16 protein-coding genes and 2 tRNA genes are annotated in these 16,681 nt (G+C 44.8%); 9 read left to right on the top strand and 9 right to left on the bottom strand.

Annotated features, from left to right (window positions below; genetic code table 11):
• Positions 1 to 394: 394 nt before the first annotated feature.
• Complete coding sequence (gene trxB / locus SHD_RS02335) at positions 395 to 1,348, top strand: thioredoxin-disulfide reductase (protein ID WP_011717030.1); 954 nt, start codon at positions 395 to 397, stop codon at positions 1,346 to 1,348.
• 175 nt (positions 1,349 to 1,523) lie between these two features.
• On the opposite strand, the gene rplT is transcribed toward trxB, so the two are convergent.
• The 4 genes from rplT to thrS form a co-directional block, all read right to left on the bottom strand.
• Positions 1,524 to 1,880, bottom strand: coding sequence for a 50S ribosomal protein L20 (gene rplT / locus SHD_RS02330; protein WP_006081652.1), 357 nt, complete (start codon positions 1,878 to 1,880; stop codon positions 1,524 to 1,526).
• 16 nt (positions 1,881 to 1,896) lie between these two features.
• Positions 1,897 to 2,091 (bottom strand): 50S ribosomal protein L35, encoded by a 195-nt coding sequence (gene rpmI, locus SHD_RS02325; protein ID WP_011072303.1) that lies wholly within the window; start codon positions 2,089 to 2,091, stop codon positions 1,897 to 1,899.
• Between the two features lie 85 nt (positions 2,092 to 2,176).
• The gene (gene infC / locus SHD_RS02320) at positions 2,177 to 2,719 is read right to left on the bottom strand and encodes a translation initiation factor IF-3 (RefSeq protein ID WP_084294816.1); all 543 of its coding nucleotides are present in this window, start codon (positions 2,717 to 2,719) and stop codon (positions 2,177 to 2,179) included.
• Between the two features lie 3 nt (positions 2,720 to 2,722).
• Positions 2,723 to 4,651: a threonine--tRNA ligase gene (gene thrS, locus SHD_RS02315; protein WP_039977228.1), complete on the bottom strand. Its 1,929-nt coding sequence runs from the start codon at positions 4,649 to 4,651 to the stop codon at positions 2,723 to 2,725.
• A 374-nt stretch (positions 4,652 to 5,025) separates the two neighbouring features.
• On the opposite strand from thrS, the gene SHD_RS02310 reads away from it, so the two are divergent.
• Together SHD_RS02310 and SHD_RS02305 are read left to right on the top strand one after the other, a co-directional pair.
• Positions 5,026 to 5,286: a hypothetical protein gene (locus SHD_RS02310; protein ID WP_235056922.1), complete on the top strand. Its 261-nt coding sequence runs from the start codon at positions 5,026 to 5,028 to the stop codon at positions 5,284 to 5,286.
• 221 nt (positions 5,287 to 5,507) lie between these two features.
• The gene (locus tag SHD_RS02305) at positions 5,508 to 5,708 is read left to right on the top strand and encodes a CPXCG motif-containing cysteine-rich protein (protein ID WP_011622722.1); all 201 of its coding nucleotides are present in this window, start codon (positions 5,508 to 5,510) and stop codon (positions 5,706 to 5,708) included.
• Positions 5,709 to 5,717: 9 nt separating this feature from the next.
• Here the strand turns inward: SHD_RS02305 and SHD_RS02300 are convergent, their stop codons facing one another.
• Positions 5,718 to 6,338 carry a riboflavin synthase gene (locus SHD_RS02300; RefSeq protein ID WP_023265662.1) on the bottom strand — a complete coding sequence of 207 codons (621 nt, stop codon included), beginning with the start codon at positions 6,336 to 6,338 and terminating at the stop codon, positions 5,718 to 5,720.
• Positions 6,339 to 6,371: 33 nt separating this feature from the next.
• Here SHD_RS02300 and SHD_RS02295 point away from each other — a divergent pair, with 33 nt between their 5' ends.
• From SHD_RS02295 to SHD_RS02280, 4 genes are all read left to right on the top strand, one after another.
• Positions 6,372 to 7,751: an MATE family efflux transporter gene (locus SHD_RS02295; RefSeq protein ID WP_023265661.1), complete on the top strand. Its 1,380-nt coding sequence runs from the start codon at positions 6,372 to 6,374 to the stop codon at positions 7,749 to 7,751.
• Positions 7,752 to 8,002: 251 nt separating this feature from the next.
• Positions 8,003 to 8,079: transfer RNA gene (locus tag SHD_RS02290), tRNA-Val, on the top strand.
• A 38-nt stretch (positions 8,080 to 8,117) separates the two neighbouring features.
• Positions 8,118 to 8,194 (top strand) — tRNA-Val (locus SHD_RS02285).
• A 635-nt stretch (positions 8,195 to 8,829) separates the two neighbouring features.
• Positions 8,830 to 10,461: a methyl-accepting chemotaxis protein gene (locus SHD_RS02280; protein WP_023265660.1), complete on the top strand. Its 1,632-nt coding sequence runs from the start codon at positions 8,830 to 8,832 to the stop codon at positions 10,459 to 10,461.
• Between the two features lie 546 nt (positions 10,462 to 11,007).
• On the opposite strand, the gene SHD_RS02275 is transcribed toward SHD_RS02280, so the two are convergent.
• Together SHD_RS02275 and trhO are read right to left on the bottom strand one after the other, a co-directional pair.
• Positions 11,008 to 11,481, bottom strand: a complete 474-nt coding sequence (locus tag SHD_RS02275; protein ID WP_023265659.1) for a hypothetical protein — start codon at positions 11,479 to 11,481, stop codon at positions 11,008 to 11,010.
• A 201-nt stretch (positions 11,482 to 11,682) separates the two neighbouring features.
• Positions 11,683 to 12,675 (bottom strand): oxygen-dependent tRNA uridine(34) hydroxylase TrhO, encoded by a 993-nt coding sequence (gene trhO / locus SHD_RS02270; RefSeq protein ID WP_039977237.1) that lies wholly within the window; start codon positions 12,673 to 12,675, stop codon positions 11,683 to 11,685.
• A 268-nt stretch (positions 12,676 to 12,943) separates the two neighbouring features.
• Between trhO and SHD_RS02265 the strand changes: the two genes are divergently transcribed.
• Both SHD_RS02265 and SHD_RS22215 read left to right on the top strand, forming a co-directional pair.
• Positions 12,944 to 13,615, top strand: a complete 672-nt coding sequence (locus SHD_RS02265) for a glutathione S-transferase (RefSeq protein ID WP_039977224.1) — start codon at positions 12,944 to 12,946, stop codon at positions 13,613 to 13,615.
• A gap of 117 nt (positions 13,616 to 13,732) precedes the next feature.
• Positions 13,733 to 13,960 carry a hypothetical protein gene (locus SHD_RS22215; protein WP_039977222.1) on the top strand — a complete coding sequence of 76 codons (228 nt, stop codon included), beginning with the start codon at positions 13,733 to 13,735 and terminating at the stop codon, positions 13,958 to 13,960.
• Positions 13,961 to 14,018: 58 nt separating this feature from the next.
• Here the strand turns inward: SHD_RS22215 and SHD_RS02255 are convergent, their stop codons facing one another.
• Together SHD_RS02255 and SHD_RS02250 are read right to left on the bottom strand one after the other, a co-directional pair.
• Positions 14,019 to 15,776 (bottom strand): SulP family inorganic anion transporter, encoded by a 1,758-nt coding sequence (locus tag SHD_RS02255; RefSeq protein ID WP_039977220.1) that lies wholly within the window; start codon positions 15,774 to 15,776, stop codon positions 14,019 to 14,021.
• 223 nt (positions 15,777 to 15,999) lie between these two features.
• Positions 16,000 to 16,626, bottom strand: a complete 627-nt coding sequence (locus tag SHD_RS02250) for a LysE family translocator (protein ID WP_023265655.1) — start codon at positions 16,624 to 16,626, stop codon at positions 16,000 to 16,002.
• Between the last annotated feature and the right edge of the window lie 55 nt (positions 16,627 to 16,681).

Raw genomic sequence — 16,681 nt, 5'->3', positions numbered from 1 at the left:
TCAGCGGGAATTCAACGCGCTTTAGACAAGGCGAAGGCTTGAAGGTATAGTGGTGCTCTGTCGAAAGCCTTAAACGCAGTATAAAGCGCGTTACCATACAGTGAACATCAGCCGCCCTTTGGGAGCCACACAGGCATCCCACTCCGGTGTTGCATTGACTTAAAAGGGAATGACCATTTCTGCGTCGATGCGCCTTGGATTGAAATGCCTGCGAGGCTCTGAACTGATTAGATATTTAATGTGATTGGTATAAGCCAAAGCCTTAGTAAACTCAGGCTGACAATTCGCCTTAGGATTCGATTAGCATAATCTAAAAGAATCACCAAACAGCGCTTTACCCCTACAGGTAAATTCCCTACAATCCATGCAATTTGCTAAAGGCACGGAGAGAAAAATGAGCCAAGTCAGACACAGTAACCTATTGATTTTAGGTTCAGGTCCCGCAGGATACACGGCCGCAGTTTATGCTGCGCGCGCAAACTTAAAGCCTGTGATGATCACAGGTATGCAGCAAGGTGGGCAGTTAACCACCACTACTGAAGTTGAAAACTGGCCAGGTGATGCAGAAGACTTAACGGGTCCAGCATTGATGGAACGTATGCAAAAGCATGCGGAAAAGTTTGATACTGAAATCCTTTTCGACCATATCAATGAAGTGACGCTGACAGAGCGCCCTTTCCGTCTAAAAGGCGACAATGGTGAATACACTTGTGATGCGCTGATCATTGCGACAGGCGCCTCTGCCCGTTACTTAGGTCTGGAGTCTGAAGAAGCGTTCAAAGGACGCGGCGTATCAGCCTGTGCGACCTGTGATGGTTTCTTCTATCGCAATCAGAAAGTTGCTGTCATTGGTGGTGGTAACACAGCCGTTGAAGAAGCGCTGTATTTGAGTAACATCGCCGCCGAAGTGCACTTAATTCATCGCCGTGACACCTTCCGCTCAGAGAAAATCCTTATCGATCGTTTAATGGATAAAGTAGCTAACGGCAACATTATCCTGCACCTAGATCAAACCATGGAAGAAGTGGTTGGTGATGCTATGGGTGTGACTGGCCTGAAAATGAAGAGCACCAAAGATGGCGCTATCACAGATCTAGCCGTTGCCGGTGTGTTTGTGGCTATTGGTCACAGCCCAAATACTGGGATTTTCGAAGGCCAGTTAGAGATGAACAACGGCTATCTGAAGGTGCAAAGTGGCCTTCAAGGTAATGCGACTCAAACCAGCATCGAAGGTGTGTTTGCCGCAGGTGACGTTATGGACCAACATTACCGTCAGGCGATTACCTCTGCGGGTACAGGCTGTATGGCAGCATTAGATGCCGAGCGTTACTTAGACGCTAAAAAATAATCACGCGCAGAAACAATCGAATCTGGTTCTTAGTTTTAGCGAGATTCAAATAAAAATAGCAGGCATCGGCCTGCTATTTTTTATCTGTTTTTGTGACTCGCTTGAAGCAAGTCTGAAAAACAGCAACAAAAAAAGGGACCAAATGGTCCCCTCTTAAGTGCGACAAACTAATTGCTTAGTTTAACGCTTCTTTTGCTTTTTCAACTAAAGTTGCGAATACAACTTTGTCGAATACAGCGATGTCAGCCAAAATCTTACGATCGATTTCGATAGACGCCTTTTTCAGACCGTTGATGAAACGGCTGTAAGACAGACCATTTTGACGAGCTGCAGCATTAATACGTGCAATCCACAGTTGACGGAATTGACGTTTTTTCTGACGACGGTCACGGTAAGCATATTGACCAGCTTTAGTTACTGCTTGAACAGCAACACGGTAAGTACGGCTACGAGCGCCATAATAACCTTTAGCTAATTTTAAAACTTTCTTGTGACGAGCACGTGCGGTTACACCACGCTTAACTCTTGGCATTTTCTAATCTCCTAAATTAAGCGTATGGTAATTGACGCGCGATTGCTGGAACGTCAACTTTAGCAACTAAACACTTGTTACGTAAGTGACGCTTACGCTTAGTGCTCTTTTTGGTCAGAATGTGACGTAAATGGGCTTGCTTGCGCTTGAAACCATTAGCGGTTTTCTTAAAACGCTTCGCTACACCTCTGTCGGTTTTCATTTTAGGCATTACTAAAACTCCGCATTGGGATGTTAAATAAAAAGCAAGGCGAGCGAAGGCATATAGCCTTCGCTACTTTTATAGGTTGCCCTACTTATTTCTTTTTAGGCGCGAGCACCATAATGGCTTGTCGGCCTTCCATTTTCGGGAAGGATTCAACAATTGCATACTCATCCAAATCTGTTTTGATACGGTTCAATAGATCCATACCCAGGTTTTGGTGAGCCATTTCGCGGCCTCGGAAACGCAGCGTAATTTTCGCTTTGTCCCCGTCTTCCAGAAAACGTATCAGGTTGCGTAGTTTTACCTGATAGTCGTTTTCGTCAGTTCCAGGACGGAATTTGATTTCCTTAACCTGAACCTGTTTTTGCTTCTTCTTTTGTTCCTTTTGAGCTTTCGCTTTATCAAACAGGAACTTACCGTAGTCCATAATGCGACATACTGGAGGTTCAGCATTTGGACTAATTTCGACTAGGTCTACACCCGCTTCATCTGCCAAATTCTGAGCATCTCTGATGCTCACCACACCAATAGCTTCACCATCAATGCCGGTTAAGCGTACTTCTGGTACACCTGTGATTTCTTCATTGATTCTATTAGGGGCCAGCTGACGCCCTGCTGTTTTCTTGATCTTTATGACCTATTCCTCCAACAATTTGAGACTACGGAGCGAAATTTGTTGATGGATCTTAGCGGCGAAATCTTCAATTCGCATCTTACCTAAGTCAACGCCATCACGTGTACGCACCGCAACTTCCTTATTTTCCATTTCCTGATCGCCAACGACCAATAAATAAGGAACACGCCTTAAGGTGTGCTCGCGTATTTTAAAGCCTATTTTCTCATTCCTCAAGTCAAATGAGGCGCGAATACCTTGTTCTTTGAAGAATTTGACCACTTCTTCAACATAATCAGCCTGTTTGTCGGTGATATTCATCACGACAACTTGCATTGGAGCCAACCAAGTTGGGAAACGACCTGCGTATTCTTCGATCAAAATACCTAAGAAACGCTCCAACGAGCCTAAAATCGCACGATGGATCATTACAGGCGTTTGACGGCTGTTATCTTCGGCGACATAAGTAGCACCTAAACGGCTCGGTAATGCGTAGTCTAATTGCACAGTACCGCATTGCCATGCACGGTCTAAACAGTCGTGCAGCGTGAACTCAATCTTAGGACCATAGAAGGCGCCTTCACCCGGTAAAATGGTGAATTCGATATTGTTCGCACGTAAGGCTTGCTTAAGAGCTTCTTCGGCTCTGTCCCACATGGCATCGTCACCGATACGCTTTTCTGGGCGAGTCGACAGTTTTACAACGATATTTTCGAAGCCAAATGTCGAGTAAGTGTCGTATACCATTTGGATACAAGAGCTGACTTCAGCTTGAACTTGATCTTCAGTACAGAAAATATGGGCATCGTCTTGAGTAAAACCACGTACGCGCATTAAACCGTGCAGCGAACCAGATGGCTCATTGCGGTGACAGCAACCAAATTCCGCCATACGCAGTGGCAGATCACGGTAAGATTTCAAGCCTTGGTTGAAGATCTGTACGTGGCCTGGGCAGTTCATTGGCTTAACCGCGTATTCACGGTTTTCACTGCTGGTTGTGAACATGGCTTCTGAGTATTTATCCCAGTGACCAGAGCGCTCCCATAAAACGCGGTCCATCATCAACGGACCTTTCACTTCTTGGTAAGTGTATTGATTTAACTTACGGCGAATGAAACGTTCTAATTCGAGGAAGATGCTCCAACCATCGTTATGCCAGAACACCATGCCTGGTGCTTCTTCTTGCATATGGTAGAGGTCGAGTTGCTTACCAATTTTACGATGGTCACGTTTAGCCGCTTCTTCGAGGCGGGCTAAATGGGTGCTAAGGGCTTTTTTATCCGCCCATGCAGTACCGTAAATACGTTGCAGCATCTTATTTTCAGAGTTACCGCGCCAGTAAGCGCCGGCAATGCTCATCAACTTGAAATGGTGGCAGAAACGCATGTTTGGCACGTGTGGACCACGGCACATGTCGGTGTATTCTTCATGATGATACAGCGCTGGAGTCGCATCTTTGCTGATATTTTCATCCAGAATCGCGATCTTGTATTCTTCACCGCGCGTGGCAAAGGTATCACGGGCTTCTTGCCAGCTCACAACGCGTTTGACTACGTCGTAATTGGTTTTCGCCAATTCCAGCATACGTTTTTCGAGGGCTTCGATATCTTCTTGAGTCAGCTTGTGCTCAAGATCGATGTCATAATAGAAGCCGTTATCGATCACAGGACCGATCGCCATCTTGGTTTGTGGCCATAATTGCTTGATTGCATGGCCTAATAAATGCGCGCAAGAATGGCGAAGGATTTCAATACCTTCTTCGTCTTTAGCGGTAATAATAGAAAGTTCAGCATCGGTTTCGATAAGATCGCAAGCGTCTTTGAGCTCGCCATTCACGCGACCAGCGATACAGGCTTTAGCAAGACCAGGGCCGATATCAGCGGCAACATCGAGAGTCGATACGGGATGTGCAAACTCGCGTTTGCTACCATCAGGAAGTGTAATTACAGGCATGAAATATCCTTGTCCAGTGGTGACCCACACGTAGGGCCACATGGTGATTAAGTAAAAAGAGAATGCTCGCGAGGTTAAGACAGTACAGGAGTCTTAGCCGCCTTGCGTAGCAGGACGGTTATTCTACGGGATAGTCTTTAAGGCGCGCAAGTTAAATGGCCCAATTGCGGGGCTTAGCCCCCAAATCAGCTTCATTATTAACACCAATCCGCAAAGTTTGCCGTGAATTCATCATATTGCAGTCAATCGTTCATGTGGCAGTCATCTAACGCCCCTACGCTATGCGCGTTAAATGTTTGCGGGTTGGTTTAAGGTTTCCGCCATGCCTACCGCGCAGTCACATCGCTGTAAATAATGAAGCCAAAGGAGTTGGTATGTTCACGAGTATCCTATTGACGGTTGCACTTAGCCAAGTCGCCCAGAACCCAATCCCAGTTAGCCCCACGCCACTCACACTACCTGAACCCCGAGCGGTTCAGCGCCAAGTGGTGCAATTCGACGCCATAGGCTTACAGGCCGATATCCACGCCGAGCTTTTGCAGCAGATAGAACAGCTATCGCAGGCCATTAGTGACAATATAGAGGAAGGCATATTACCGACGGCGCCTGTCGAACTTATGACGGTAAAGGATTGAATTAACTTAACTGGTACGCATTGCTTGACGGTTCTTACGCGAGATAAATCCCAATGAAAAAAGTACCCCGCGCTGAGCGGAACGGAAAAATCTAGTTACAGAGATTTTGATACCGACTTTATCTAAGTTGCCACGGCACATTCTTGTATACTCAACTAAAGCCAGTGTGAAGGCTTAGCGACAAGTGTCATCCCTAGCATTCGTTAGAGAGGAGTTGCGCCATGAGGATCATGAATAAAGTGATTGCCTGCCCCCACTGCGGACACCATCAACATATAAGTATTGATGCCAGCAGCGGCGATCAGGATTATTACGATGACTGCCGAATTTGTTGTAATCCCATCCACCTGCGTTTACATGTGGATGATGCCCGTCGCACCATAGAGTTATATATTGACTCGGACGACGAGCAAATTTACTAGGCATGTTAATTAAGATTTGCCGCTAAAACGTTTGGCCAGCACACGCTCGACGGTGTCGACGATGGCTTGGGTTTGGCTGTCAATTTCGATATTTAACTCATCTCCAAGCTGACACTGGCCTAAATTGGTTAATTTGAGGGTTTCTGGGATCAAGTGCAGCATAAAACTGCTCTCGGTCACCTCGCCTACTGTTAAGCTGCAACCGTTTACCCCGACAAAACCTTTATAAAGGATATAGTTCATCCATTTGGGCTCGACGCTTAAGGTCAGATCATAATGCTGTTCGGTGTGACTAATGTGGCTCACTTTCGCCTTGGTATGAATGTGTCCCGAGAGGATATGGCCGCCGATTTCACTACCGAACGTCAAAGAACGCTCAATGTTCACCCGCTGACCAACGGTCAAATTGGCAAGGTTTGTCAACCTTAAGGTCTCTTCCACTACATCGAAAAATACCCTATCATCAACGACCTGAGTCACCGTCAGACATACCCCGTTATTTGCCACACTTGCGCCAATCGCAAGTCCCTCATGCAAATCAGGTTTAAACGCTACCTCAAGGGTATTTAGGCCATCTTTCTTATGTATTGCAACCACCTCACAGGTGGCTTGAACTATACCAGTAAACATTTTTTGCTCGCTTATTCGTTAAAGGCTGTATTTATGAATCATTCAGGCTTTCAGGCCAAACGCTTAATTCAACTCGCACTCCCAGTGTTGATCGCCCAAGTGACCCAAACCATGATGGGGTTTATCGATACTGTTATGGCGGGCCGCGTCAGTGCTGTCGATATGGCTGCCGTGGCCGTGGGAACTAGTCTGTGGTTACCCGCAATTCTATTCGTTCAAGGGTTACTAATGGCATTTACGCCTTTATTTGCCCATCATAATGGTGCAAATAATCAAAAAGCCATTCAACCGTTGGCGTTTCAAGGCGCTTATCTGGCCTTAATTGGTGGCCTTGGCGTGATGGTGTTTCTTGCATCCGCCCCACTAGTGCTCAGCCATATGAATTTAGAGCCCCAATTGTACAACTTAACCATAGGATATATCGACGGTATTTTATGGGGCGCGCCCGCATTTGTGCTCTATCAGGTATTACGTGGTTGCAGCGAAGGGATTTCATACACATTACCGACCATGATCATCGGATTCGTGGGGCTCGCGGTGAATATTCCGGCGAACTATATCTTTATTTATGGCCATTTCGGCGTGCCAGCCATGGGCGGCGCCGGTTGTGGTGTCGCGACAGCCCTAGTGTTTTGGGCCATGTTGATTGCCATGACGATTTATATGCAGCTACATAAAAAGTTTGCCGCATTGGCGCCCTTTAGCCAGTTCCATCGCCCTGATTTTGCCACCATGAAAAAGATGACTAAGCTTGGAATGCCGATTGCGATGGCGCTCTTCTTTGAGGTGAGCCTATTTGCAATTATTGCCCTGCTGTTGGCGCCATTAGGCGCGACTGTGGTGGCCAGCCATCAGATTGCGCTGAACTTTTCCGCCATAGTATTTATGTTGCCACTCTCGATTGGTATTGCCGTCTCGATTCGTATTGGCTACTACCTTGGCCGCGATCGCGCGGATATTTCTGCCGTGGTGGCAAAGGTTGGATTGTGGTTGGCGCTTTCATTGGCCTTGTCGACGGCAATCTTAACGGTGTTATTCCGCTTCCAAATCGCTGAGTTGTATAACAGCGATCCAGAAGTGGTGGTACTTGCGGGCAGTTTGATGTTGATGGCCGCGCTGTATCAATTATCTGACTCCGTCCAAGTGGTCGCTGCCGGCGCCTTGCGTGGATATAAAGATACCCGCAGTGCGTTTTATATTACGCTGTTTTCCTACTGGGGCATTGGCATGACATTAGGTTATACCTTGGCGTATACCGACTTTATCGTACCCGCCATGGGCGCCCATGGTTTTTGGACTGGATTAATTGCAGGCCTCACCTCGGCGGCGCTGCTGTTTTTCATCCGCCTTCGTTATATTCAAAAGCATGGTGTGCATTTAAGTTTGATTGAAGGCGACAGCGTGCATCATTAAGCAGATTGAAAGATAAAACGGCGAGCATTTGGCTCGCCGTTTTATTTCGTGCGGGGTGATGTTGGACTGTTGCACAGTCTAACTTGCCGTTTTATCAACAACTTTGCTGAAACACTGGACAAGTTGCACAGCAATTCACCATTTGACAATAAAATTCATTTTTTTGCTTGCCAGCCTTTCGCTATCCCCCTAATATAGCGCTCGTTCCAAAGCACAACGAAAGGTTGTGTTGAGGTAACAATTAAAACAATGCACCCGTAGCTCAGTTGGTTAGAGCACTACCTTGACATGGTAGGGGTCGGTGGTTCGAGTCCACTCGGGTGTACCACTCTCTTCAAAGAGTATAAATTTTGAAATTCAAACAGTGCACCCGTAGCTCAGTTGGTTAGAGCACTACCTTGACATGGTAGGGGTCGGTGGTTCGAGTCCACTCGGGTGTACCATTTCTTGCTTTAACTCCCCGTAAAACCTCAATTTAATATAATCATCCATAAATATGGTTAATTTTTATTTGTGTCTAAGATAAAATCTTCAAGCCTGTTCTAGGTTTTTCCACAAACATTCAAACATGCCCCACCTTCGGCTATGTCTGATTTTGCCTCTATTGATTGGTTCACATTTATCGCTATTCCCCCACAATTCGACGTTTTTCTAAATTTGTACCATTTCGAGCAAAACCTGTTAGCACAAGATGCTTTTGACGATTTTTTGTTAACTACTACCTTAGCTAGCATAGCAGGTTCGTTTCTTCTTAATCTATGCCCAAATTCAGACCGCATAACAAAGAAATCCCTAGGACATTGATTGAGCGATAACCACAACACTGGCTGTCATAGGTGTTTTGGTTTTCTGCAAGAATGGCTATAGGCATTAATATTGCGAAATGTAATTGGTCTACATTCATTTTTGTCCTGCATTATGGTGGCATGAGCAAACGACCAAGTACCAGTGCAATTTAAATTTTCATTGCGTGAATAGCGAAAGTTCTATTGCTAGCTTATATATTTAGTGAGGGTATCAGCCAGATTGGGCCTCACTTAAGTTAGTTCGTGTCAATATCATCACTATTGGGGTTTAAATGCGTAATCTAAAGATAAATCATCTTTTACTTGGAGCTTTTGCAATTCCCATGATTGCGATTCTTGGGTTAACAATACTAGCGATAGGTAAAATGCAAGTCATAAATGAGCAATCCACCGTCATTTCGAACGACTGGCTACCTTCTGTACGCGTTATAGAACGACTGAATGGCCAAACGGCAGATCTTAGGGTGTTAGAATCCCGTCATATTCTCTCATTGGACGATGCTCAAATGCGAGATACTGAACGCGAATTGGATAAAACCAAAGCGAAAATTGACGAATCTATACGTACCTACCAACAACTGATCAGCGAAAACGAAGAAAAAGTCATATTCAATGATTTTAATCGCTTATATAAGGAGTACCTAGGAATTCAGCAGAAGCTTCTCACTCTCTCAAGAGCAAACAAGAACGAAGACGCCAAACAACTGCTGTTAACCGAATCTCTAAATGCTTATAACGAATATTCGGATTTATTACTCAAATTATCTGATTTAAATAGCAAAGGAGCACAAACTGCGAGCAATTATGGTGATGAGATTTACGATGAATCGATTAAAATAATGCTATTTATCTTAGTCATTGTTTCGCTATTGGTATTAGCAACATCGATTATCATATCGAGATTTATTATAACTTCGATTAAGACAGTTCAGGCTTTTATTTCTAAATTAGCAAATGGCGATCTTACGGATCGTATTAACGATATTGGTAATAACGAATTAGGTCTATTGGCAAAGGGCTGTAATGATACTGCTGATAAAATTTCTGAAATGACCGAGCAGTTGATTAACGTTGCCGATAATACCGCAACTTCTGCGGAAGTATTGGCCTCGACTATGAGTCAGGTTGAAAATAACTCTAAGCAAATGCTGGTTCAGGTAGAACAAATCGCGACCGCACTCAATCAAATGTCCAGTACAGCCCTAGAAGTCAGTAAAAATGCCACTGAGGCTGAAACCAGCGCAAGAGAGGCTATGGATAATGTCACTGTGGGTAATAAATCCCTCGGTGAATCTGATGTCATTTCTGAAAAAATCGGCGCTGCTATTCGTGATTCAGGAGCCATAGTGAATCAACTAAAAGATTATTCGATTGAAATTGGCTCTGTTATTGACGTTATTACCAGTATTTCCGAACAAACTAATTTACTGGCATTAAATGCTGCAATTGAAGCAGCACGGGCCGGAGAAGCAGGACGCGGCTTTGCTGTAGTGGCAGATGAAGTACGCTCACTGGCTGCTAAGACACAACAATCGACTATTGATATTCAAGGGATCATTTCCAAGCTACAGTCTCAAGCAGAAAAAGCAGATCATTACATGAAAGCAAATACAAGTTTGTTAGATGAATCTCAAATGGTTTCGGAAAAGGTACGTAACGCTTTTCATGGTATTTCCACGTCGGTCAATACAATATCTAATGTCAATACTGTCGTTGCAACGGCTTCTAGCGAACAATCAAGTGTGACTGAAGATATCTCCCAAAACATTTCCTCTACAGTTGAAATAGTCGACCAAAACGTAATGGGTGTTGGCAGCGCTAGCAAGGCCTGCCACGATGTATTGGCTGAAGCCGGTAAGCAAAAACAACTACTTGCCTTTTTCAAAACAAAACGTCGATATTGAGTGAATAAGTCGATACAGTGGACAGAACAGATTGATTAAACAAACCATCTTGAATCCGCTGTGTTGATTAAAGCAATGCCAAGCAATACTGTGTAGATATTGATAATTAGGGCGTGTTGACGTTTCGAGATTAAATTTTTTCGTTCTGGCGAGCACAAACTAGCCGGAACGAACCAAATGCAGTTTAGAAACAACGGACACTTAAATAAAGCTAAACTCAATTCACGATGATACTTAAACAAGCACATTTGCCATACACTTGGAGAGTGCGTTTTTAAATCCGTTAATGCGCCGAGGTTGTAAATACATCACAGTATTTCTCGCAAAAAGAGTTTTAAATCGACAATGCTAATCCTGTAATTAGCTTTTACATAAAGTTAAAAATCAGAGTCTCAAGTTATTGTTTTAACTATACTGTCTTTCAAAAAGACTACCCAAATTTCAAAAATACACTGATGTTACCGCGATAAGATTAGTTAGCATGTTTCAGTATAATGATTCACTACGATTCATAACCCAATAAAAGAAGGGAAATGTGTAAACAGGTTAATCCCGCGTATGACGGACAGACTTTTGATCTAATGGCCGATTTTCTAGATGGGCAACCAAAAATACTAGAAATCGGAACAGCGACTTGATTTTAAGATCATAATTTCCATCCGGTTGAGCTAAGGCTAGTTTCTGTAACGACTTGATTTTGGAGTATGCATTCTCCACCAGCTCGCAATTCTCTTTACCAACATATTTAGCAAACTCAGCAAATTCACCGATAAATTTCAATGTTACTGTACGCCGATTGAGACTACTCAATGATAAGCCTTCTTTAATTTTAGCCTCAAAGAGTGAACACTCAAGTCCTTGAATTATCGCCTGTTGGGGCAAACCACTGCTCAAGGCATCAGCAAGAAAACCTAAATTAGCCTTTAACTCGAAGCTGATTACCTGCTTACCCGCCGACGATTGCTGCCAGCGGCTACGCTCTTTATCAAAAATGTCGTATAACTCTTTCCAAATACTCATACCCTGTCCCTGCCGCGAGATGTCTGGCACAGCTGACTTTGCCAAAACACTATTTTATTTAGGCAAATTTATCATAGGGTTAAACATGCTAACACTGTTACTGAGACATTTAGTTAAAAATGGCCCGAACATGTCGGGCCATTATGGTCATAGTCGAGAACGCACGCGCTCAAGAGAGAGGTAAAAACCTTATTACTTACCTTATTGTTTAGCCTTGTTCTTTTCAGCGGATTGTTTGCGCAGCGCTTCTTTCTTTTGACGGCGGGCTTCAATCACTTGATTCACATCACTACCAATGTGTGCTTCGTTACGTGATTTCGCTAAGTTTACTTGGCGCTCACGTTCAACGAAACGCTTACGCTGCTCATCTGAAATCTTATCAATACAATGTGGGCAGCTAACGCCTTGCACATAGGCAGGGCTTAATTTTTCGGCTTCAGTGATCGGCATACGAGATGCGTTACATTGATCGTATTGACCTTTTTTCAAATCATGGTCAACGGCCACGCGGTTATCGAAGACGAAGCATTCGCCTTCCCACAGGCTTTCTTCCTGTTTCACTTCTTCGAGGTACTTAAGGATACCACCTTCGAGGTGATAAACTTCTTCAAAGCCCTGCTCTTTTAAATAAGCGGTCGATTTTTCACAGCGGATACCGCCAGTACAGAACATCGCGACTTTTTTATGCTTTGCAGGATCGAGATTTTGTTTTACATATTCAGGGAATTCTCTGAAGGTTTCGGTCTCTGGGTTAATGGCATTTTTAAAGGTGCCAATTTTCACCTCATAGTCATTTCGTGTATCGACGACGATGACTTCAGGATCGGATATTAGTGCGTTCCAGTCTTTTGGTTTTACATAGGTGCCAACCACTTTAAGCGGATCAATACCTTCAACGCCCATAGTGACGATTTCTTTTTTCAGCTTCACCTTAGTGCGGTAGAAAGGCATTTCATAGTCAAAGGATAACTTGTAAACAATGTTTTCGAGGCCATTTTGGTTATTCAACCAAGCCAGCAGTGCATCGATAGCGGCTTGAGAGCCAGCCACAGTGCCATTAATCCCTTCATTTGCCAGCAATAATGTGCCTTTAATCTCGGCCTGTTCCATCATGGACAGGAGTGGCTCACGCAGCGACTCAAAATGCGGTAATGAAACAAACTTATATAAAGCACAAACAACAACGTTAGACATAACACCCTCAACTGCTGGCTGGAACTTAATTTCCAGTGCATTAACTAATAACCAGCCTAAGCTGGGTCGCAAAAATCGGCCGAAATTCTACCTGAGTCACAGTCGGATAAACACAGACAAAAACCAAGGTCATTGTTTATTTACAAGCCAAACGGTGGAAAAATCAGTAATAAACGCAGTATTTCGGTTTTAAAGCCACTACTATTGCCGACTTTTAAGCCGCAGCAGTGGCGAAATCGCTTTTATGATTGCTTTAAGGAACACGACTATGCCCTTACCCATACTCTACAGTTTTCGCCGTTGTCCTTATGCCATGCGCGCTCGCCTTGGCCTATTGCTCGGCCAATGCCAGGTAGAGGTACGGGAAATCACCCTTAAAGCAAAACCCACAGAAATGTTAACCATCTCCCCCAAGGGCACTGTGCCAGTATTACAGCTCCCTACGGGTGAAGTGATAGCCGAAAGCTTAGAGATTATGCGCTGGGCACTGACAAATACGCATTCACAAGCCGCACAGCAGTTACTCGGAGAAACCCCGTCAGCACAAAACTTGATTGCTGAGCTTATCGCGCAGAATGATGTTGAATTTAAACCTTGGCTGGATAAGTACAAATATGCCGACCGTTATCCTGAATACACCCAGGTGCATTATTTTGCCAAGGCCAGCACTTTTCTCGAACGACTCGAAGCACAGCTTGAGCAACATCCCCATCTAATCGGCCCCACGTTAAGCCTTGCTGATTTTGCTATTGTGCCTTTTATCCGCCAATTTACTGCGGTGGATGCCAAACGGGATTTGAGTGTGGCGTTTCCACACCTTATTAACTGGTTAACGAGGCTAACCAGTAGCGAAATATTTCTGCATGCAATGGAAAAATATGTGATCTGGCAAGCTGGAAACACGCCAACTTACTTGTTAGGAGAGTCTATAAGTAAATAAGAATTAACGTTTATTTTTGATATACCTAATGGCAATCGGTAAAATGTTCGAGTAAAGTAGCAAGCACTTAGATAAAGTGAGTTAATTGTTTCTGACATTTAATGCCAAATCATCACGATGACAGACAGGGATCGAAACTTGGAAAATACGGATATTAAAATCATTGCGATGCTTATAGGATTACTCCTACTACATTGCCTTTTTGCGCGTAGAGTATTTAAGAGTCAAGCCAACCTCAGCACCAATAAGAAATGGCTCTGGTGTCTACTGAGTTTGTGTTTAGGACCTATTGGTTACTATGCTTACCACGGCTTTATCCCTCTAGACAAATTTCAAAAAGACTAAATGCAAGTCATGAAAGATGTTCACAGCGCGGGCTAGCCGCGCTTTTGGGTTACTTAACTCACAAATGACTATGTAGTAACACATCATCCTCAGGCGCTTTTTTGATTACTGGCGCTTGGCCTTCAGCTAACGCTTGTTTGTAGCTTTGGTTCATTTTCAATGCCAAATATAAATCGGGTCGGATTAATATACCGCCCTCACCCGACTGCATACCTGCTTGTTCAAACCAGCCGAGCATCTGTCGTTTACGCCCGGCTAACACTAAGCGTATACCGCGCTTCTTCAATAGTTGATGCAAATCCGCAAGCATGGCCATCACACTCAAATCTAAATGGGTAAAACACGGCACGGCATCAATGATAATGCAATCAACGGGCTCAGGCTCGCGGATAAACTTCTCCAGTAAGCGGCGTTTAAAGTAAGTGGCGTTAAAGTAGGTTAATGGTGAATTGAAACGGTAAATAAATACGCCGGGGACAGATTTAGCTTTACCCGAATCATCCACACTGCGAATAACGCCTTTATGATCTAGTCCAAGTACTTGATCGGTAGGACGCATCACAGTCGCTAAAAATTGGAATAAGCCCAACAATACCGCCAAGGTGATACCAGGGATCACCCCAATAAACAGCACCGAAAACAAGGTTGTACAGGCGAGTAAAAAGGCGGAGCGATCCCGTACGCGCAGGTTCCATAGCGCCTTTAAATCAATCAATGAAATTGAGGCAATCACCAACACGACCCCAAGCGCAGAACTGGGGATATATTGCAGTGGCGCGGTAAAAAATAGCGCGACTAATGCAATTAATACGGCTGCGATGATGGACACCAACTGGCTTTTGCCGCCGTTAGCATCGTTCACCGCGGTGCGCGAATCGGCGCCACTGACGGCAAAACCTTGGGATAAGGCAGAGGCGATATTGGCAATACCTAGGGCGCGAAACTCTTTATCCGCATCGATATCGTAGCCATTTTTTGCCGCAAAACTGCGCGCCGTCAGCATCATGCTCACAAAGCTCACCATAGCTAAGTTAAGTGCAGGCACCACCAGTTCACGGGCTATACCGAGATCAAAAACGGGAGCTTGGAATGATGGCAAGCCAGCGCTCACCTCACCCACCACATTGATTTCAAAGCTGGTTAAGTTAAAAGCCCACACTAAAAACGCTGCCATCGCCATCGCACACATAGAGGCTGGCCACTGTGGACGATAACGTTTCACTAAGGCATAGGTGGCTAAGGTCACCAGTCCCATCAGTAAGGTGGGCCAGTGAGTTTTAGTTAAATAGGAAGGCGCGCCCGATAAGCGCTCAATCAGATAACGTTCATCGAAGGTAAAACCAAAAATCTTTGAGAATTGGCCAACGATAATGGTGATTGCCACACCATTGAGTAGCCCCATCAGAATAGGTTTGGAGAGAAAGTCCGCTAATACCCCTAGGCGAAAACGGCTAGCGATTAAACACCAAAAGCCCGTCATGGCCGTCATCGTCATCACCAATTGCCAGTGCTTCATACTGTCGCCAGCAGCGAGTGGCGTTACAACGGCGGCAATCACGGCGCAGGTGGCGGCATCGGGACCAACGATTAATTGTCTAGATGTGCCAAACAGTGCATACACCAACATGGGCAGCACACAGGAGTATAAACCGACGGCGGCATTGACCCCAGTCAATTGGGCGTAGGCAATGGCAACGGGTAAAGCAACCGCCGCCACGGATAATCCGGCCCGAACATCATCCCTGAGCCATTGCTTCTCATACTGCAGCATCTGCGCCAGACCAGGCATAAACGATACTAAACTGGGAAACCTCACGCACTAACCTCCATATACACCCAAGTCGATGATTAACTTGTTATGGTTAAATAACTCACTTTGCGCAGATCTACTATCTCGCAAACAGCACCTTTAGCTTATTTACCCCTAAAAGGCTGTTATCTAAAAAAAGCATCAATCTTATGTTGGTTATGGCATAAAGCCAATCAATAAGCGAGTCAGTATCCCAGAATATTTAAGCTTTTAGCGCAATTAGCCTCCTTTAGCGCAGGATCATAGGTAAGGACACCAACAATAAACTGCCCATAAACCAGTTAAAATGGCGTCGACGTTTATCCGTATTCAGCTTGTTACTGATAGCTGCGCCCACAAATACCCAAGTGAAGGACGCGGGAAATCCCACCAGATTAAACACCAGCACGCCCAATACCGCACTGAGCCAAAAGCCATCGCCCCCTAGGGTAAACGCGCTGCAAAGGGTAATGGTCGACATCCAAGATTTGGGATTAATCCACTGAAACAGAGCCGCCTCCATCAAACTCATTGGCTTACGCCCTTCATCCAAATGCGCCGCCTTAACGGGAGAGGTCACTAATCGATAGGTAAGGTGCAGTAAATACACTAATGCCGCGTACTTTAGCACTTGGTGCAACACCGGAAACGCCTCGAACAAAGCACCAAGACCGAGTAATACCGACAGATGCAAAGAAGTCGAGCCTAAGCGGATCCCCGCAATATGCGGAATAGTACGCATCACCCCGAAATGAGCGCCGGAGCTGGCGAGTAAAATATTATTCGGCCCGGGAGTCATGGTCATAGTTGCACAAAAGAGTGCAGCAGAGGCCATCAAGGTCCAGAGTTGTGGATCATTAACAAGTTGAATATCCATAAACACCCTAAATTGTACGCATACAATATTTGACAATAAACGATACAATAAATAA

The sequence above is a fragment of the Shewanella decolorationis S12 genome, from assembly GCF_000485795.1.
GTDB lineage: Bacteria > Pseudomonadota > Gammaproteobacteria > Enterobacterales > Shewanellaceae > Shewanella > Shewanella decolorationis.
Note: the sequence above shows the minus strand (reverse complement) of the source record. Positions and strands in the feature narration are given on the sequence as shown.